The organism is Tissierella pigra, from assembly GCF_009695605.1.
In the GTDB taxonomy this organism is placed as follows: domain Bacteria; phylum Bacillota; class Clostridia; order Tissierellales; family Tissierellaceae; genus Tissierella; species Tissierella pigra.
Genome location: NZ_VUNQ01000038.1, coordinates 15,001 through 34,742, shown reverse-complemented (window position 1 = coordinate 34,742; position 19,742 = coordinate 15,001). Strand labels below are relative to the sequence as shown.

The 19,742-nt window shown below is 29.3% G+C and carries 23 protein-coding genes; 3 read left to right on the top strand and 20 right to left on the bottom strand.

Annotated elements, in window-relative coordinates:
* Positions 1-143: 143 nt before the first annotated feature.
* The 9 genes from FYJ83_RS14580 to FYJ83_RS14540 form a co-directional block, all read right to left on the bottom strand.
* On the bottom strand, positions 144-1,022 hold the full coding sequence (locus FYJ83_RS14580) for a diacylglycerol/lipid kinase family protein (RefSeq protein WP_154441687.1): 879 nt from the start codon (positions 1,020-1,022) through the stop codon (positions 144-146).
* 17 nt (positions 1,023-1,039) lie between these two features.
* On the bottom strand, positions 1,040-1,558 hold the full coding sequence (locus FYJ83_RS14575) for a DUF4446 family protein (protein ID WP_154441685.1): 519 nt from the start codon (positions 1,556-1,558) through the stop codon (positions 1,040-1,042).
* 14 nt (positions 1,559-1,572) lie between these two features.
* Positions 1,573-2,715, bottom strand: coding sequence for an aminotransferase class V-fold PLP-dependent enzyme (locus FYJ83_RS14570; RefSeq protein WP_154441683.1), 1,143 nt, complete (start codon positions 2,713-2,715; stop codon positions 1,573-1,575).
* A 29-nt stretch (positions 2,716-2,744) separates the two neighbouring features.
* Positions 2,745-4,469 (bottom strand): adenine deaminase, encoded by a 1,725-nt coding sequence (gene ade, locus FYJ83_RS14565; RefSeq protein ID WP_154441681.1) that lies wholly within the window; start codon positions 4,467-4,469, stop codon positions 2,745-2,747.
* A 107-nt stretch (positions 4,470-4,576) separates the two neighbouring features.
* Positions 4,577-5,215, bottom strand: coding sequence for a cyclodeaminase/cyclohydrolase family protein (locus FYJ83_RS14560; protein ID WP_154441680.1), 639 nt, complete (start codon positions 5,213-5,215; stop codon positions 4,577-4,579).
* A gap of 76 nt (positions 5,216-5,291) precedes the next feature.
* Entirely contained in the window at positions 5,292-6,650 is a 1,359-nt protein-coding gene (locus FYJ83_RS14555) for an alanine/glycine:cation symporter family protein (RefSeq protein WP_154441678.1), read from the bottom strand.
* A 220-nt stretch (positions 6,651-6,870) separates the two neighbouring features.
* On the bottom strand, positions 6,871-7,767 hold the full coding sequence (locus tag FYJ83_RS14550) for a PhzF family phenazine biosynthesis protein (RefSeq protein ID WP_154441676.1): 897 nt from the start codon (positions 7,765-7,767) through the stop codon (positions 6,871-6,873).
* 21 nt (positions 7,768-7,788) lie between these two features.
* Entirely contained in the window at positions 7,789-8,646 is an 858-nt protein-coding gene (locus FYJ83_RS14545) for a ParB/RepB/Spo0J family partition protein (RefSeq protein WP_216585884.1), read from the bottom strand.
* Positions 8,647-8,650: 4 nt separating this feature from the next.
* The gene (locus FYJ83_RS14540) at positions 8,651-9,418 is read right to left on the bottom strand and encodes a ParA family protein (protein WP_154441673.1); all 768 of its coding nucleotides are present in this window, start codon (positions 9,416-9,418) and stop codon (positions 8,651-8,653) included.
* A gap of 121 nt (positions 9,419-9,539) precedes the next feature.
* Here FYJ83_RS14540 and FYJ83_RS19710 point away from each other — a divergent pair, with 121 nt between their 5' ends.
* Entirely contained in the window at positions 9,540-9,695 is a 156-nt protein-coding gene (locus FYJ83_RS19710) for a hypothetical protein (RefSeq protein WP_195838015.1), read from the top strand.
* Between the two features lie 205 nt (positions 9,696-9,900).
* On the opposite strand, the gene FYJ83_RS14535 is transcribed toward FYJ83_RS19710, so the two are convergent.
* From FYJ83_RS14535 to FYJ83_RS14510, 6 genes are all read right to left on the bottom strand, one after another.
* Positions 9,901-10,395 carry a hypothetical protein gene (locus FYJ83_RS14535; RefSeq protein WP_154441672.1) on the bottom strand — a complete coding sequence of 165 codons (495 nt, stop codon included), beginning with the start codon at positions 10,393-10,395 and terminating at the stop codon, positions 9,901-9,903.
* Positions 10,392-10,655, bottom strand: coding sequence for a hypothetical protein (locus FYJ83_RS14530; RefSeq protein ID WP_154441671.1), 264 nt, complete (start codon positions 10,653-10,655; stop codon positions 10,392-10,394). The genes FYJ83_RS14535 and FYJ83_RS14530 overlap by 4 nt, the downstream gene beginning before the upstream one ends.
* The gene (locus FYJ83_RS14525; protein WP_195838014.1) at positions 10,642-10,884 is read right to left on the bottom strand and encodes a hypothetical protein; all 243 of its coding nucleotides are present in this window, start codon (positions 10,882-10,884) and stop codon (positions 10,642-10,644) included. Before FYJ83_RS14525 ends, FYJ83_RS14530 begins: the two co-directional genes overlap by 14 nt.
* 210 nt (positions 10,885-11,094) lie before the next feature.
* Positions 11,095-11,550, bottom strand: coding sequence for a GNAT family N-acetyltransferase (locus FYJ83_RS14520; RefSeq protein WP_154441668.1), 456 nt, complete (start codon positions 11,548-11,550; stop codon positions 11,095-11,097).
* 20 nt (positions 11,551-11,570) lie between these two features.
* The gene (locus FYJ83_RS14515) at positions 11,571-11,981 is read right to left on the bottom strand and encodes a GNAT family N-acetyltransferase (protein ID WP_195838013.1); all 411 of its coding nucleotides are present in this window, start codon (positions 11,979-11,981) and stop codon (positions 11,571-11,573) included.
* Between the two features lie 63 nt (positions 11,982-12,044).
* On the bottom strand, positions 12,045-12,293 hold the full coding sequence (locus FYJ83_RS14510) for a hypothetical protein (RefSeq protein WP_154441666.1): 249 nt from the start codon (positions 12,291-12,293) through the stop codon (positions 12,045-12,047).
* Between the two features lie 198 nt (positions 12,294-12,491).
* On the opposite strand from FYJ83_RS14510, the gene FYJ83_RS14505 reads away from it, so the two are divergent.
* Positions 12,492-13,082 carry a DsbA family oxidoreductase gene (locus FYJ83_RS14505; protein ID WP_154441664.1) on the top strand — a complete coding sequence of 197 codons (591 nt, stop codon included), beginning with the start codon at positions 12,492-12,494 and terminating at the stop codon, positions 13,080-13,082.
* A gap of 83 nt (positions 13,083-13,165) precedes the next feature.
* Here the strand turns inward: FYJ83_RS14505 and FYJ83_RS14500 are convergent, their stop codons facing one another.
* The gene (locus FYJ83_RS14500; protein WP_154441662.1) at positions 13,166-14,038 is read right to left on the bottom strand and encodes an AraC family transcriptional regulator; all 873 of its coding nucleotides are present in this window, start codon (positions 14,036-14,038) and stop codon (positions 13,166-13,168) included.
* Between the two features lie 720 nt (positions 14,039-14,758).
* Positions 14,759-15,163 (bottom strand): GNAT family N-acetyltransferase, encoded by a 405-nt coding sequence (locus FYJ83_RS14495; protein ID WP_195838012.1) that lies wholly within the window; start codon positions 15,161-15,163, stop codon positions 14,759-14,761.
* Between the two features lie 192 nt (positions 15,164-15,355).
* On the opposite strand from FYJ83_RS14495, the gene FYJ83_RS14490 reads away from it, so the two are divergent.
* Positions 15,356-16,123 carry a polysaccharide deacetylase family protein gene (locus FYJ83_RS14490; protein WP_154441658.1) on the top strand — a complete coding sequence of 256 codons (768 nt, stop codon included), beginning with the start codon at positions 15,356-15,358 and terminating at the stop codon, positions 16,121-16,123.
* 38 nt (positions 16,124-16,161) lie between these two features.
* Here the strand turns inward: FYJ83_RS14490 and noc are convergent, their stop codons facing one another.
* The 3 genes from noc to mnmG form a co-directional block, all read right to left on the bottom strand.
* The gene (noc, locus tag FYJ83_RS14485) at positions 16,162-16,953 is read right to left on the bottom strand and encodes a nucleoid occlusion protein (protein WP_154441656.1); all 792 of its coding nucleotides are present in this window, start codon (positions 16,951-16,953) and stop codon (positions 16,162-16,164) included.
* A 98-nt stretch (positions 16,954-17,051) separates the two neighbouring features.
* On the bottom strand, positions 17,052-17,768 hold the full coding sequence (gene rsmG, locus FYJ83_RS14480) for a 16S rRNA (guanine(527)-N(7))-methyltransferase RsmG (protein WP_154441654.1): 717 nt from the start codon (positions 17,766-17,768) through the stop codon (positions 17,052-17,054).
* Positions 17,755-19,674 carry a tRNA uridine-5-carboxymethylaminomethyl(34) synthesis enzyme MnmG gene (gene mnmG / locus FYJ83_RS14475; protein WP_154441652.1) on the bottom strand — a complete coding sequence of 640 codons (1,920 nt, stop codon included), beginning with the start codon at positions 19,672-19,674 and terminating at the stop codon, positions 17,755-17,757. Before mnmG ends, rsmG begins: the two co-directional genes overlap by 14 nt.
* Positions 19,675-19,742 lie beyond the last annotated feature (68 nt).

The window sequence follows — 19,742 nt, the reverse complement described above, 5'->3', positions numbered from 1 at the left end:
TATATGGTAATATTAGACAATTATGTATTACACTGTAGAATTAGGAATCCCTTGGATGTAATTTATATCATCCAAGGGATTCTCACTTTGTCAATATTTAATTGTTTCCTAAATGCAACACTAGAAGCCTTGGGCTACTTTTTTTAGGTTATTACATTTAATCTTTTATCCTTCAAGTTAAATTCTATATCTTTAACCTTAGGATTAATTTCTCCATCTATATTTAAGTATAATCCTTCTTTAGATGTTATTCTTATATTTTTTCCTCTATATATTTTTACATACTTTGTATATTTAATATGATTACCTTTAAATATGCTTGGAAATAAAAATAAAAGTTTTGTTTTTCTTATTCCAGATATTATACATACATCTAAATATTCATCATTAACCTTTGCATCAGGTAAAATTTCCATTCCGCCACCATAGTATTTTCCATTACCTACAGCTACTAAAATTACATCTTCCTCTGCAAATTTTCCATCTATATTAATTTGAATCCTTTTCTTTTTAAAACTAAATAATGAATATATAACACTAATTCCATAGGCAAACCTACTTCTAATGGCTTTCTTTATATTTATAGTATTCATTACAACCTCTGCATCAAATCCAATACTAGCAATATTGAAAAAAATAAAGTCATTTACCTGTCCAACATCTATTGTGCTATTTTTACCATTACATAAATGTTCTAAAGCCCTTTCAGGATCTATGGAGATTCCCAGACTTTTAGCCATATCATTTCCTGTACCACCAGGGATGATTCCCAATATACCCTTCCCTTTGTTAACTAGTCCTCTAGCTACTTCATTTATTGTTCCGTCTCCACCTACTGCAACTATTATATCATAATCCTCTACACAGTTTTCTGCAATTTTTATGGCTTCCTCAGGCTTTGTAGTCAATTTTATTGAATATTCTTTTTCATATTTCTCCATCTTTGATTCAATTAAAGGGATTAAACCCTTTGCTTTTCCACCACCAGCTACAGGATTTATAATAAAAGAAATCTTACTCATCTAATTTGTTCCTCCTACTACAGAGTCTTCTCTTGGTATTCACCCATTAACGCCCTATCTATTGCCTGCATTTCCTCTACAGATAATGGGTATACTGATTTTCCTAATTTAACTGGTTTTGCATAACTGGTAGTATACTCTCTGCCATAAATACTTGTAAGGACAAATCCATTATTAAACTTGTCCAATAATGCAACAGAATAACTTAAATCGGATCCCATGTCTCCAAAGGCATTATACCTAACAAAGCCAACCTTTTGAATAGCAAAGGCTAGCTTTGTTTCAATACTCTCTATTTTTTGTTCCATAGTATTCATATCTATACGAATTGATTTCAGTTCTTCATTAGTTTTTATAAGGAGTTGCTCTATATCTATACCTTTAACTCCTCTTACTAATTCATTGTATCTCTCTCTTATCTTTGATATTCTTATTTCAGCTATTAGGTATAAAACTAATAATATAGGTATTGCTGCCATAAGTCCTATCATAATTTCTATATTATACGATGCAATAAATTCTTGTAGCTGAACCATATATTTTCTCCTCTCTAAACTTCCTTAGCAATTTCTTTTAAGGCCTTTATGGCAAACTCTATTTCTTCATGGGTATTTTCATATCCAAAGCTAAATCTAACTACTCCTTGTTCAAAAGTTCCAATAGTTTTGTGAGCTAAAGGTGCACAATGTAACCCTGGTCTCACAGCAATATCATATTCTTCATCTAATATATAGCTTATCTCTGAGGAATCAGCTTCTCCAACATTTAAGGCAACTACTGGTGCATGATGATTTTTCTCTAATGTTCCATATAGTATGATTTTATCAATTTTACTTGCTTCCTCTATAAAGTGCATTGTAAGGTCTTCTTCTTTTTTCCTTATATTATCAATACCTTTTTCAAATATATATTTTATTCCAGTTCCTAAACCTATTATTCCAGGTGCATTGGGTGTACCAGATTCAAATTTATCTGGAAATATATCTGGTTGCTCCAAGGAATGAGATATACTTCCTGTGCCACCTTGAAAGGTTTCTACTAATTCTATACCTGGTCTAATATAAAGCCCGCCAGTTCCTTGAGGTCCAAGTAACCCCTTATGTCCAGGAAAAGCAAGCATATCTATATTCATTTTTTCTACATCAATATTATATACACCTGCTGATTGAGCACCATCTACCAAATATACTAACCCATGTTTCCTTGCAATTTTTCCTATAGACTCTATATCCATTATAGTTCCTGTTAAGTTAGATATGTGAGTAGTGACTATCATCTTAGTTTCTTTAGTTATACTATCTTCAATATCTTTAGGGTTTATCCTTCCTTTAGAATCTCCATGTACTATAGTATGCTTTACTCCTAATTTATCTAAAAATACAATAGGTCTTAAAGCAGAGTTATGCTCCATGGAGGTGGTAATTACATGGTCTCCTGGTTTTAAATATCCTTTTATCCCTAGGTTTAAACTTTCTGTACAATTAAAAGTAAATATTATACTCATAGGGTCCTTTATATTTAAAAGCTTACCTATTTGAACTCTTGTATCAAATATCCCCCTACTTGCTTTTAATGCCTTCTTGTGCCCTGATCTCCCAGGATTAGCACCATATTCCATCATTGCATCCATTATAGCATCATATACTACTTTTGGTTTAGGATAAGATGTAGCTGCATTATCAAAATAAACCATAAAATCATCTCCATTTAAAATAATTTATACTAATCATTTCTACATACTTTAACAAAATCAAATTTTTCCACATCAAATAAACCCATATCTGTAAGTTTTAACTTAGGTATAACTGGTAATGCCATAAATGCTAAAGTCATAAAAGGGTCTATATTTTTATTTACATTTAATTCTTCATAAGATAGTTCTATCATTTCTTTAAGAATAGAATTGGTCTCTTCAACTGGCCTGGAAGTCATGATTCCTCCAATTTCTAGAGGCAAACTTTTTAAGACTTTCCCATCTTTTACTATTGTGAGTCCTCCTCCTATTTCTTTTAATTCTTCTATGGCAGTTAGTATATCCCCGTCATTATCACCTATGACTATTATATTATGTGAATCATGACCTATAGTTGAACCTATGGAGCCATTTTTTAATTTAAAGTTTTCTATAAGTCCTACACCTATATTTCCTTTTCTTAAATGTCTCTCAGCTACTATAAGTTTTTGTATACCATCATCTGAGAAATGAAAAAATCCATCTAGTATATTCACTTCTTTTATCACAGCTTTAGTAACTAAACTCCCTTCCATTACTCCTATTATATTTGCCTTATTATTGGTCATAGGAATTTGAATATCTTCTAAGTCTATGTCTTTTATATTTACTGAATCCATCATGTTTTTTGGTAAATGTATATTAGGTTCAAATAGTGCCTTATTATTTTCTCCTACTAACTTTCCACTTTTAAATACCTTTAATATATTAAAATCCTCTAGATTATCTATTACTACTAAGTCCGCAATATATCCTGGTGCTATGGCTCCCTTATTTTTTAGGCCATAACATTCAGCTGAGTTTATAGTAGCCATTTTAATAGCATCTATTGGATCAATACCTTCCTTAATTGCAAGTTTAATATTAAAATCTATAGTTCCTTCATTAATTAAATCTTCAGGATGTTTATCATCTGTACAAAATAGGAATCTTCTTAAATTATCCTTATTTACAACTTTAATTATGTTTTTTAAATCCTTTGCTGCTGAACCTTCACGAATAAGTATATACATACCTACTCTTAAACGATCTAATACTTCGTCGATTGTAGAACATTCGTGTTCTGTTTTTATACCTGATATTACATAGGCATTTAATTCCTTTCCACGGATCATAGGTCCATGACCATCTATTACTTTATCCTTAAATAAAGCTAATTTATTTAATACATCATCATCTAAAAATATGACTCCAGGATAATTCATCATTTCTCCTAAGCCTATAACTGTCTCTTCTTCTAATAATTCTTTTAAATCATCAGCTTTTAGTATAGCTCCTGCATTTTCAAAGCTTGTAGATGGAACACAACTAGGCAGCATTATATGAACATCTAAAGGGACATTTTTACTATCTTCTATTATATATTTTATACCATCTATTCCTTTAACATTTCCTATTTCATGAGGGTCAGCAATTATAGTAGTTACACCTCTTGGAACTATTACTTTAGCAAACTGTGAAGGTGATGACATAGATGATTCTATATGAACATGACTATCTATAAATCCTGGAGCCAAATATTTACCTTCTAAGTCAATCTCCTCTTTACCATTATATTCACCTATGCCTATTATTTTCCCATTATCAATAGCCACATTCCCCTTTATTATTTCACCTGAAAATACATTGACTATATTTATATTTTTAAGCACCAACTCCACATCTATTACACCTTTTGCTTTAGTTATAAGATCTATCAACTGCTTTTTAAACATCTTAATACCTCCTAAGCTTTAATGGTGAAAATTATTTATGACACTCCTATTATTATAATACAATATTTTTATGATTTAATAAAGAAAAAGAGAAGGTTTCCCTTCTCTTATGCTAATCTTTTATATACAACCTTTAGTAGTTCCTCTTTTAATTTCTTTCCTTCAGTTAAGAGATTATCTACTTTAGTTTCTGTTTCTTTCTTAAATGATTCATCTTTTATACTTCCTAGATTGATAGTCACATTAAATAATGCTCCTTCTAATCCTGCATAAGCTAATAATGTACCTACACCTACATCCGTAATAGCATTTACATTTCCATAATCAGCAAACACATCTTGTAATTCCAATACTCTTAAACATTTTTCTGCACATCTTAAAGGTACTTCTAATGCTATTTTATAGCCCTCTTGAATAGCATTGCTTCTTGCAGCTTTTTCTTCATCTGTATCTTTAGGAAGTTTAAAAGCATCCATAACCTTATCAAAAGCCTTAGTATCTTCGTCTACAATATTATTTAATGTTTCAACTAATTTTTCTACTTCTTTAGAATTATTAACTATTTTTGACTTGATGTCATCTGATAATTCTTCATAAGCTTTTTTACCAACAGTTAGGTTACATACCATATTGGTCAGTGCTCCTCCTAAACTACCTACTAAGGCAGAAACACTTCCGCCCCCTGGAGTAGGCTCTCCACTAGCTGTAGCAGCTATGTATTCTTTTAGACTCTTATCTATAAACATTTTATCCCCTCCTATTGTTATTTTACTATAAGTAACAAAAAAAGGGAACAGTATTGTTCCCTTTTTATATAGTATATTATCTTTGTTGTTTAATAAAACTTGTATCGTAATCCTTTACTATGGCAGCAGCTTGAGGTGCTAATATTAAAAGACCTATTAAGTTTGGAATAACCATTAAACCATTAAACATATCTGCTAAATCCCAAACCACAGCAACTTCCATAAATGAACCTAATATTATAAATCCAAGAACTGCAATTTTATAAATATTTACAGCTTTAGCTCCAAATAAATATTTAATATTTGCTTCTCCAAAGAAATACCATCCTATTATAGTAGTAAGTGCAAAGAAGAATAAACTAATAGCTATAAATACTAATCCAAAGTTACCAAGTCCTAATCTAAATGCTTCTTGAGTCATTTCTATTCCAGTAAGTCCTAAAGTATTGGCTCCTGTAACTAAATTTATAAGTGCTGTTACTGTACAAATAACGATTGTATCTATAATAACCCCAACCATAGCAACCATACCTTGTTGTGCAGGGTGTGCTACTTTTGCTACTGCATGGGCATGTGGTGTTGAACCCATACCTGCTTCGTTTGAGAATAATCCTCTTGCTATACCATATCTAGCAGCTTGCTTCATAGTAACTCCCAATGCTCCACCTACTGCTGCTTGAGTAGTAAAAGCTCCTTGGAAAATGCTCTTAAATGCTGGTCCTAAAGCTGCAGGGTTTTTAAACACTATAACAAAACTTCCTATAATATAAAGTAATGCCATGAAAGGTACTACTAACTCTGCAAATGATGCTATTCTACTCATACCACCTACTAGTATAAGACCAACAAAGGCTGCTGTAAGAACTCCTATGACAACCTTAGGAATAGGAACCACTGCACTAACTGCTGTTGCTATTGAGTTTGATTGAACCATATTACCTACAAATCCTAGTGCTATTATTATAGTAACAGCAAAGAATCCAGCTAAAAATTTACTCTTTACTCCTCTAGATAAATAATATGCAGGACCTCCTGTTACTTCTTCACCTGATCTATCAGCATATTTCTGCGCAAGTACAGCTTCACCAAAGTTTGTAGCCATACCCAAAACCGCTGATACCCACATCCAGAAAATAGCTCCTGGACCTCCAGCTGCTATAGCTGTTGCTACACCAGCTAAGTTACCTGTACCAACTTGTGCTGCAACTGCCGTTGCCAGTGCTTGGAATGAAGTCATTCCATCTGCTTCTCCATCTGCACTTTCATTTTTTTCTTTTTTAAATATCCCACCAAAAGCTTGCTTAAATCCTGGGCCAACTTTAGATATTTGTGGAATACCTAATCTGATAGTGTAATAGACTCCTACAAACAATAAGGCATAAATTAAGAAGTTATCCCATAGAAATCCATTTACCACATCAATAAACGCTTGCATTAAAACTACCTCCTCTTAAGTATAATAAAATTTTATGACACAATTCTAATATATCATTTATATCTATCTTTGTAAATCAAATCTTAGGGATTGTTTGTTAAATATCTTACAATTTAGATTGTTTGTTTCAAAGTTTCTTCTATTGTAATATTGTACTACGACATTTTTCGACATAAGCGCTCTTATTTTTGCAATAAAAAATCAACCAAAAATTGGTTGATTATACAAACATAGTTCCACTAATTATTAGTTTAGCATTTCCTCCCACTTTAATTACTTGGACTTCATTATCTTCTTCAATTTTACAATAAATCTTACTAAGCCTATTCATCATTTCACCTTGAAATGACACTAATTGATTATTTTTGATTAGTCTATTTTCCTTTAAAAAGTAAATTAATGCTCCATTTGATGTTCCAGTTGCAGCCTCTTCATCTATACCCACTATAGGAGCAAAATTCCTAGTATATACAACTTCTGAATTTAACTCTGGCAAATAGAACGCATGTACCCCTACTACTCCAAGTCTTTTTGATAATTTACTTAGCAATTCTTTATCTATAGTTAAACTATCTAATGCCTCTTTTGTCTTTATCGGTAGTATAATATCTTTTAATCCTGTTGAAATTATTTCTGGAGCTATATCTTTGTCTAATACTCCTATATCTTCTACAGAAATTCCCATTGAATTAGATAATGGCAATATATCTTGAATTTTACCTAATTTCCTAGGAATTCCTTGTTCCATAAATATTTTTGTTACTCTTCTATTTTCAAAACAAATTTCTACTGCTAATTTTCCCGATTTCGTATATTGATAAACTGTCTTTACACCATTTTTCATTGGACTAATATATCCTTCTTTAGCCAAAGTATAAAATGTAGCAATAGTGGCATGTCCACATAAATCTACTTCGCACATTGGAGTAAAAAACCTTATATCAAAATTATCTCTTTGAAGTGGAGTTATAAATGCCGTTTCAGATAAATTTATTTCCTTGGCAATGCTTTGCATCATATTATCTGTTAATCCATTTATATTTAATACTACTCCTGCAGGATTTCCTCCGAAAGTCTCCTCTGTGAAAGCATTTACTCGGTATATTTTTACTTCCATAAGTGCTTCTCCTTTCAAAGTTTACTTAGTTAAAATATCTATAATTCTTTCTAAGTCTTCATAGCCATAGTATTCTATTTCAATTTTACCTTTTTTATCCCCTTCTGTTAAATTAACCTTTGTACCTAGTCTCTCCATAAGTTCTTCTTCAAGGTTGATTATATTAGGGTCTTTATTGGATATAATACTTTTTCTAGTAAAGTCCTTTTTTTTATTTGCAATGGATTCTACATCACGAACATTTAAATTGTTTTTTATTATCTCCTCTGCAACTAATAATTGTTTTTTCTTATCTTTAATTCCCAGCAAAGCCTTTCCATGACCTGAAGTTAGTTCTCCTTTAGATATATGCTCTATTATTTTATTTTCTAGATTTAAAAGCCTTAGGGTATTGGCTATATAAGATCTCGACTTTCCTACTTGACTTGCTACTTCCTCTTGAGTCAAATGATATTTTTTCATTAACTGTTTATAGGCTATAGCCTCTTCTATTGGATTTAAATCTTCTCGTTGAATATTCTCTATTAATGCAAACTTAGCAGATACTTCTTCATCTACATCCTTTATTATACATGGAATTTCCTTTAATCCAGCTGCTTTAGATGCTCTCCATCTTCTTTCTCCTGCTATGATTTCATATTTATCTTTTACTTTTCTTACTATAATAGGCTGTATCAAACCATGTATCTTTATGGAATTAGTTAAATCAAGTAATGCTTCTTCTCCAAATTCTTTCCTTGGTTGATTCTCATTAGGATTCACCAATTTTATATCTATATTTTCAATAATTTCTTTATGTTGTTTCTTATTATCAATAATTACTTCATCTGAAATTAAAGCTGATAATCCTTTTCCCAAGCCCCTTTTCTTCACACTCACATCATCACTCCTCAACTAGCTCTAAAAATTCTTCAGCCAACTCCATATAAGCCTCAGCCCCTTTTGACTTTAAGTCATAGTCCATAATAGATAGGCCATGACTTGGTGCTTCAGCTAATCTAACATTTCTAGGAATAAGACTTACATAAACTTTTCCCTTAAAAAATCCTTTTACTTCTTCAACTACTTGTATAGACAAGTTTGTCCTGCCATCAAACATACTAAGAACTACACCTTCTATTTCTAAATTTGGATTTAATCCCTTTCTTACTAATTTTATCGTATCAAATAATTGGCTTACACCTTCAAGAGCATAATACTCACATTGTATAGGTATAATTACACTATCTGAAGCCACTAGCCCTATAATAGAGAGAATTCCCAGAGATGGAGGACAATCTATAAAAATATAGTCGTAATCATCTCTAATGTCTCTAAGTTTATTACTTAATATGTTTTCCCAATTCCCTTCCCTAGCAAGTTCTATTTCTAGACCTGCCAATTCGTTGTTAGAACCAATTATATTTACATTTTCGGCAGTAGTATCTCTAATAGCATCCTTTAAATCCACATCATTTACCAATACATCATATATAATAGGTTGTCCATTGTCCTTTTCTACTCCTAGACCTGACGTTGCATTACCTTGAGGGTCAATATCGATTAGAAGGACCTTTTTCCCTAATTTACCAACTCCAGCACTAAGATTTATAGTGGTTGTAGTTTTTCCAACACCACCTTTTTGATTAAATATAGATATAATCTTACCCAAAAAAACCACCACCTTGCATTATATATCTTAACTATATAATATCAGATTATTTCAATATTTGAAAGAAGGATTTGATGTTTCACGTGAAACATCAAATCTTGTAATATTTTAGATTTTATAAATGAACACTATACCAATTCAACAATTTTATATTCCAATTCCAGAAAGTAATTTGCCCTTTTTTATAATTTTTGAAACAGAAAATCAGCTTATGTATTTTCCTTTTGCTGGTGAAATAAGTATATTATCAAATATTTTAGATTTTAAACTAAGATAAACACCTTAGTTTAATACTACCCTAAAGACTTTATCTATCTAGATTTAGTGAAAAAACACTTAATGTTCCATGTGGAACATTAAGTGTTTTTTCCATAATCTACATATCTTATAAAAATTATAAAGATTATAAAAGTTAAAATATAATATACAAAGAATCTCAATGATAATAATTCATCATTTCATCAAATATATTATACTCCATATCATTTCTCCTTAAATTCATAATATATATACTTCTTTCTAGCGTCTGATGAATTTCCAATTTCTTTTTCTTCACTATAGTATATCATTTGATTCATTTTTTCTTTAGAATATATACCCTTTGGTAGATCTATATAGTAAGAGTCGAATCCATATAAATAAGCAACTATCCTATCTTCTTTGATAAATACCATGTTCATCCATCCCTCACTATAAACTACTTTTAATTTAGTATGTTTAAGCCCCAATTGTTTCTCCATTTCTTCAACTGACTCATAGGGTTCAAATACATACAGCTTATCATAGTCAATAGTAATTAAATCTTTCACCATTCCTTCATTACTATATTTTCCTAATTTAATATCTTCAAACAATATTTTTTCTAACGATCTTGTGTTTTTACTTGATAGAGAATTATATTCCACTAGTTTTATAACAATACCTATGGTTATAATAATTCCTAAACAAATAAAAGCCAATTTAATAAATTTTTTCAATGTAACTCATCCTTTTTTAGTTTTGAAATATCTTCAAAAATTCTAGAATATACTGCTTTTATATTAGTTGCATTTTTAGTATTATTATATAAACCATATCCCCAAACCTTATCTTTACTATATAATAATCCTGTTATATACATTCCATCTTCAGCATCTGGTTCATCTTTATAGGATAAATCTTCCTTTATAAAATTAACATGAGTTTTTTCATTTTCAATAAAATAAAATGGTATTTGTGATGTCTTATAAAAAATCAAAATCAATTATCTCAAACTCTATTTCCACTTCTCTAATCTCAGGAATATTACCAATTATTCCTATGGATAACTTTTCCCCTATATACTCTTTTGTTTTATCAATGTTAAGATATGAACATCTTGTTACAGTTATAGAAATTATAGAAACAGTAATAATAGGCAATAAAATAATAGGAATAATCAAATATATTTTCCTTCTTGTCTCTTTATATCTATTCCATTCATCCATTGCCTGACTTATAAGTACTATCCCAGTAAAAATAATAAAAATATTACTATGTTAATTTAATATTACGGTTTAATTTTCCAATATACATTAACCAAAGCATTAATTTAAACTATCTATAATATATACTAATATATTTATACTCATATTATAATCTTTTCCGAATCTCTATGCCTATAGGATATATGTATTTCTTTCCCAGCTCTACAAAAATTATCTTTTTTCACTTATATTAAAAAAATATGTTACATCATCATCCTGTCCATCAGATGTTTTTTCACCACCAGCCTTTTCATATAATAAACATGCAGCACTATTAAGTTTTTGTGTAAACAAAAAAAATCTACATATGCCTGTCAACTTACATAAGTTCTTTATACTAGTAAGAATCTGAAGCCCAATACCTTGCCTTTGATACTCTAGAAGTACACCAACTTCATGAATATATAACATATTTCCTTTGTTATCAAGACGATTAAGTTCATATCCATATGCAAATCCAATTACTCTTTTATCTTCAATACAGGCAAAAATCCAGTTATTTGGATTTAAAAGAAACTGTCTAGCATTTTCTTCAACAACAAATCCACTTCTAAAATCTCTTTCCATTTGTAATACAAGGTCTAAATCTGAAAGAGTCAACTTCCTAAAATTGTAATTTTGTATCACAGTATCACCTCATCCCAATTTTATTTATACCTTCCTGATTGATACTTATAATTTCTAATTACCATACCCTGAGATTTAAACATTCCTTGTTTTCCATAAAAGGATTGTAAATCTTCATCACATAACAAATCTATCATATAAAATTCTCTTAGCTCATATAACATCTTTTTGATTAATTCAGTGCCTATTCCTTGATTTTTATATTGGGATAAAACTTCCAATAGAGGAATATATGCAGATAATATTTCATCACTAATAGCATTTATAAATCCAACTATCTTATTATTATCTATAGCAACTATGGCTTTGTAGCTATTTTCTAAAATTTGTCTATGTTTTTCTGGACTAGGAGGATTTGGCCATTTATCAAAAAAACCTTCCCCTATTTCTAAGTATTTCAAATCTGAAGAATATATTTTATACTGAATCAAAATCTTCACTCCTTATGTATTGAAATATAAATATATCTTTTAATCGGTCTTAAATTTAATTAACTATTTATTTTTTATATTATATTTTTTCAATTTATTTTTCTTAATTGCATGGCTAATAAAAACAAAGGCTATTGAAGCTAGTAATTTAACTTTCCAAAGATAAAAGAAATTTTTTATTAGATAATCCATAAATTTAAGTATGGAGAATTTAATTGGAGAAACATAGTTTATTTTTACTCCTGGAAATAATCCAAATAATATATACATTATAAGAATTCCTACAATAATGTTTGCTTTTTTATCTTTCAAATTATTCACCTCATTTTATATTCAATTTACTTACATACTTTATATCATATCATAAAGAGAACTTCTTTAATATTTATTAAAAAATTGTAATTGAAATGTAATTTTACAATACTCAAATACTATATATAACAGAATTGTTAGTTCTATTGTTTATTGGGTATACTCTACTTAAATATAACTACTAACGGGAGTGATTTAATGGTTAATATAAAGATATTTTCAGATTTTGCATGCCCTTTCTGTTATATAGGATTTTCTATAGCTGACAAACTTAGGAAGGAAAATAGTAATATAAACATTGAGTGGATACCCTATATACTAGATTCAAACTTATCTTTAGATGGAGATGATTTATTAAATCATATTCCTCGAGAACAATTAGACATGAGTTATAGAAGAATAGAACGACTAGGAAAAGAATATGGACTAATATATAATAATAAAAGTAAAAAATTTAATACCAATAGACTACACCTAGCTGCCCTCTATGCAAACAAAGAGGACAAATATTATGAATTTGCTAAGGAAGCTTTTAAAACAATATTTGAATATGGAAAAAATGTAGGTGACCCTGCAGTAGTAAATGAAATAGGCCTATCTACAGGACTAAATATAGTGGAGATGAATAATTGTATTGAAGAAGGTACCTTTAACAAAAGATTAGAAGAAGGAAGAAATTTAATATCAATATATGAAGTAGAAAGTGTTCCCACTTTTATAGTAGATGATAAAAAGAAAGTTGAATTACTAAAGGATTATGAAAAGTTTAAAAAAGATTTATTAGAATAAAAATAAAAGTAATAAATGTTTCATGTGAAACATTTATTACTTTTATTTTTGTGTTTTATTTTAAAGTTTTAACTATACTTATTCTATATACTATAGTGCTTTCTCTCTATAGGAATCCATATTTCACAAAAACAATCAGAATTATTATTTTCTGGATATAATTCAAAATCTGTATCATCTAACATATTATATTTTGAGCTAGGTAAGAATTCTTTAAATATTCTTTCCCATGTCTCTCCTATACATTCACCATCACTTCCAATACATTCAAACACTGCCCATAAGGTTGGTCTCACATGCCACAATTTATAACCTTCTGGAATATTTTCACCATTATATTTCATAGCTATACCATAGTCAAAATAAATGCTTTCCTTTGAAATAGGAGCACATACTCCATAAATATCATGCTCTGTAGTATATTGAGCCAATACGTTAAATACTTCGTTCTCTCTACATTCTTTCCAAAATTCTGGTATCTCTGTATTACCTTCCTCAGAGATAGACTCGTTTTTAAATGTTTTGACTTTAGCCAACAGTTTAAATTCTTCTTTTTCTACGATTTTGTATTCCATAGTTGTTCCACCTTCCAATTTTATTTTTATTACAAGGGGATTAAATGATTTCAACTGTATTCCAGAACCTTTTGCCATCACAGGTGTTACTCCATGAAATCTAGAAAAAGCTTTAGTAAAACTTTCAGGAGAATCATACCTATATTTCATTGCAATATCAATTACTTTCTTATTTGACATTATCAATTCTTGACCAGCCATTGAGAGTTTTCGATTTCGAATATATTCATTTGCAGTTATTCCAGTAATCATACTAAAAAGCCTATGAAAATGATAATTTGACATATATACTTGCTTTGCTACATCTTCATAATTAATATTCTCTAGAATATTCTCCTCCATATACTCTATTGCTTTTTGTATACTCTGAATACAATCCATCTTTGTCACCTCCTATTTATATTGTAAGGTTATTTTTAACATATTTCCTATCCAAGTTTGCTCATATTTGTCTAAAGGCTCTTTATATAATATTTATTATTCATTTTTCAACTATATATATTTTACTTAATCTAATTAATCCCAATATATAAAACTCAAAAAATTTTTACTGTATAATTTTACATAATCCATTTAAAGTCCTAATAGGCGAAAATTTAATTTATATATAATAAGTATACCTATTATATGAACAACTCATTAAAATGTCTTTAAATTTGAAAATACAGCCTCATTTTTTTATATTCTAAAATAAATATTAAACCTTTAGTTATTTTTTTATTATTTGTTTTTCACTTATACTTCAAATTTTATATACTTATTATGATTTCGTGTTGGTTATCTATAATCTTACTTAAATTATAATCTAGTTTAAATAATTGATTCAATATAAAAAAATCCTTTTTGATTTTAAGGATTTTTCCAAAAGTTTAATAGCTTTTTATTTTATATAAACTAAAATGTTCCATGTGAAACATTTATTTCTTTTCCCAGTTACTTTCATAACATTACAAAATCTCCGCTTTTAAACTTTTCTAATGTTACTAAATATAATCCTTTCTTCATAAAGAATTATAATCTTTTCTTCATAATTACAGCAGATAAAGTTTTTCCTGTCCAATTTAATTCTATATCCTTCAATTTAACAAATCCATTATGAGCCTAAAATTTTAATACAGAACTATCATAATTAGTTACTACATCTATTCTGATACTTTTACCTTTTAAAGACTCTATATATTCTTCAAATCCCTGATAAATTATATGTCCAAGGCCATTTCCTTGAAAGTCTTTATGTATCATTAACAGAGATAAGTAAGTTTCTTCATCTATTTTGAAATCTATTATTCCTAATATATTTTCTGTATGTCTTTCAACTATTTTACAGGATTTAAAGTCCATTTCTTCCATATATTTTAATTCTTGAATTATCCATTCTTCTGTTACTACACTTTTGTCCATATGATTTATTAAGAATTCACCATTGGAATTATATATTTCAAGAATCTTATTTAAATCTTTACTTTCTATTTTCTCTAATTTAAACTCTTCTAATTCAAATATCATCTTATATTCCCATTCCTCCATGTTTTATATATTTCTTTTATTAAAACAATATCATAATATAATTTTCTATTCAATAATTATAAAAGTAATAAATGTTCAATATGAAACATTTATTACTTTTATTAATATGTACTTGCCCCATTGAATATAATTTTATATAAGTTCTAATATTTCAAAATAAGGAGAATCTAAATGAATAAAATAAGAAAAGATATTAATATAATATTAGATATTACTATTATAGTTATGGTTTTTATGATAGTAACTATTTATAATACATATCCCAAATCAGTATACACATTTTCAAATAATAGAGCTGTTATTGTTTCAAGAGGATCTAAAGAAGATAAAGTAGTAGCTTTAACTTTTGATGATGGTCCTCATCCAAAGTATACTGTGGAAATCTTGGATTTATTAAAACAATATGATGCTAAGGCAACTTTTTTTGTATTAGGAAAATATGCTGAAATATATCCAGATATAATTAAAAGACAAGTAGCTGAAGGTCATGAAATTGGAAACCATTCATATTCTCATGTAAATATGAAAAAAGTTTCAGCAAAGATTATTAAACAAGAATTTGAAAAAACTCAGGATATAGTCTATTCTATAGCAAATATAAGGCCTAAGGTATTTAGACCACCCTATGGAAATTATAACGATGATGTAGTTAAAATTGTAAGTAGTGATGATTCTTCTGTGGTACTTTGGACATTTTATCAAGATTCTAAAGATTGGAGTAATCCTGGAGTAGATGTAGTAATAGATACTACATTATCTAAAATACAAAATGGAGATATAATCTTATTTCATGATTATGTATATAAACCTGAGAGTCATACTGTAGAAGCTCTAAAAGTCATTTTGCCTCAATTAATTGAGGAAGGTTATAGTTTTGTTACTATGTCTGAACTAATCAATATTTCACAAGATAGAAAAGTGTTGAATAATTACAATTAATATAATAATGGACGGCTTTCATGCCGTCCAAATTTAAATTATTTCGGTATTTTAACCACTACTTCTACATGATCTCCCTTATCTACTTCCTTGTACTCTGCATTAACTCCAGTATCTTTAATGGCAGAAAAGGCTTTTTTAAATGTATTTAAGTATATTCTAACATTTATTAAACTTTTTATATTTTGTTTTGATTCAACTTTTTCTTCTTTAGTTAAATCATTTAATATATCATTCACTAAAGCCTCTGTTCGATTTACATTTAATTCATTTTTTATTACTCTTTCAAGTATCTTTCTTTTCAAATCATCATCTGCCAGTTTTAACAATGCTCTTCCATGTCTTTCAGTCAAATTATATTCCAATAGACTCCTTTTAATGTCTTCTGGTAATTTCAAAAGCCTTAGCTTATTAGCAACTGTAGATTGGTTTTTACCCATTTTCTCTGCTACTTCTTGTTGAGTAAAACCATGATCTGATATTAGATTATAATAGCCTTCAGCTTCTTCAATGAAATTTAGATCTTCCCTTTGAAGATTCTCCATTAATGCAATTAAAGCTGATTCTTTGTCTCTATAATCTACTACAATGGCAGGTATTTCACTTAATCCAGCCAGCTCAGAAGCTCTAAGCCTTCTTTCTCCAGCTATTAATTCATAGGAATCCTCCCTAATTTTCCTAACACTAATAGGTTGAATTACTCCATATGATTTTATAGATTGACTAAGTTCTTCTAAGGCTCTTTGATTAAACTCTTTTCTAGGCTGATATGGATTAGGTTTAATAATAGATATAGGAATATATTTTATTTCCGGTTGAGTATTTTTCATGACATCCCTCTTCTCAATTGACATTAATATATATTTCTACATTAGGTAGATTATTTCCTTCTTTATTGCCCAAGTTTTTTTCTACAAATTTCTACAAATTATAGTGGGTTTTTCTTTGGTTTTCCTCCACCCCTAGGATATTTTGTAGGAGTCTCTTTTATTTTCTCTATTATTATCAAAGAATGTATTATATCAGATTTAGGAATTTTTACCAACTGTTTCTTTATAATCCTTCCACCTAGTGTCTCGATTCCTTTTTCTGACTCTTTTAATTCATTTTCTACATCTTCACCTTTCATAGATATAAAATATCCACCTACTTTTACAAAAGGCATACAGTATTCTGATAAAGTATTTAATGACGCAACTGCTCTAGATACACATATGTCATATTGTTCTCTATATATTTCTGTCCTTCCAAGCTCTTCTGCCCTTCCATGTATAGCCTCTATATTATTTAATTCTAATTCCTTAATTACTTCATTTAAAAAAGTAATTCTTTTATTTAAACTATCTAATAATGTAACTTGTAATTCCTTATTAAAAATCTTAAGAGGTAGACCTGGAAATCCTCCTCCTGTTCCTATATCTATTATCTTTTTTCTGCCATCAAATAATTTAGTCGCTATTGGAGTAAGACTATCTAAAAAATGTTTTATATCGATCTCTACATCATCAGTTATGGCAGTAATATTAATTTTTTCATTCCATTCTTTTAATAATCTCTTATATTTAATAAACTGATTTTGTTGCTCTTGACTTAATTCCATATTTAAATCTACTATTCCATCTAATAGGGTATTAATCGAGTTCATCTCTATTTTCTTTTCCCACCCTTCTTTTATGTTCTAAATAAATTAATAATACATTTATATCCGATGGAGATACTCCTGATATTCTAGATGCCTGTCCTACAGAATCGGGCTTTATATCATTTAATTTTTGTTTTGCCTCATTGCTAAGCCCCTTTACTACATTGTAGTCCATATCCTCACTTAGCTTTTTATTTTCTAGCTTTTTAAACTGTTCTATTTGAATCATTTGTTTCTTTATATAGCCGTCATATTTAATCTGAGTTTCTACCTGCAATCTAATTTCCCTTAATAGTTCAGGCCTATCTAAATCTAGAACTGATAAAGAGTCATATCCCAATTCAGGTCTTTTTATTAACTCATAAATATTTGTAGGTGTATTTATTGGAGAACTATTTAAACTCTCAATTATATCATTGTTCTCTTTAGTAGGATTTACTTGAACCTTTTTCAGTCTTTCTAATTCAAGTGCTATAGCTTCTTTCTTTTCTAACATTCTTTTATATCTGTCTTCCGTTACTAATCCTATTTTATAGCCACGCTCTGTAAGCCTTAAATCCGCATTATCTTGTCTTAAAGTAAGTCTATACTCAGCACGTGATGTCATCATCCTATACGGCTCTTCTGTGCCCTTAGTAACCAAATCGTCAATTAACACCCCGATATAAGCTTCTGACCTGTCAAGTATAAAGGGTTCTTCTCCTCTTATATTTAATACCGCGTTTATTCCAGCAATTAAACCTTGAGCTGCAGCTTCTTCATATCCTGATGATCCATTTATTTGTCCTGCAAAAAAGAGATTTTCTATTTCCTTATGTTCCAATGTTCTCTTTAATATTGTAGAATCTATTGAATCATATTCAATTGCATAGGCTGATCTCATAAATCTTACATTTTCAAGACCTATTATCTCTTTATACATTTCCAATTGAACCTCTTCTGGCAATGTAGAACTTACTCCTTGTACATACATTTCCTTTGTAGACAAACCCTCTGGTTCAATAAATACCTGATGTTTATTTCTATCTGCAAATCTAACTACCTTATCCTCTATTGAAGGGCAATATCTAGGACCAATACCATCAATATCTCCTGCGTACATTGGAGAACGATGTAAATTATTTCTTATGATTTCATGCATCTTTTCCGTAGTATAAGTTAAATAACATGGAACTTGCTCTCTATCAAATGTTTTATCCATATTTAGGAAAGAAAAAGGTATAACTTCTTCATCTCCTGGTTGAATCTCCATCCTTGAATAATCTATACTATCCCTATGGACTCTAGCAGGTGTACCAGTTTTTAACCTTCTCATTTGAAAACCTTTTTCTTTTAAAGCATCTGATAAAAGTATGGAAGGAAACATTCCATCAGGTCCTGATTCATAGTTGACTTCTCCCATAAATATTCTTCCCTTTAAATAAGTTCCTGTGGCTAAGATTACAGACTTACAATTATAAATTGCTCCTGTTCTCGTTATAACTCCTTTTACCACATTGTTTTGTAATAATATATCTATTACTTCCCCTTGTCTTAGGGTTAGATTTGGTTCTTCCTCTAATATCTTTTTCATTTCGGTATGATATATTTTTTTATCTGCTTGAACTCTCAAGGAATGAACAGCAGGACCCTTAGATGTATTTAACATTCTTGATTGAATAAAAGACTTATCTATATTTAATGCCATTTCTCCACCAAGGGCATCTATTTCCCTTACTAAATGTCCTTTCCCCGTTCCCCCTATATTGGGATTACAAGATAATGCTACTATAGAATCTAAACTCATTGTCATTATCATGGTGTTCATACCCATTCTGCTACTAGAAAGAGCCGCCTCAACACCTGCATGACCAGCACCTACTACTATAACATCATATTCTCCTGCAAAATATCTTTTCACTTCTTTCATAAATTTCACCTTTCTAATAAATCAGTGAATAGTTCAGACAAGTTTCGAATAAATTCGAAACTACTAAA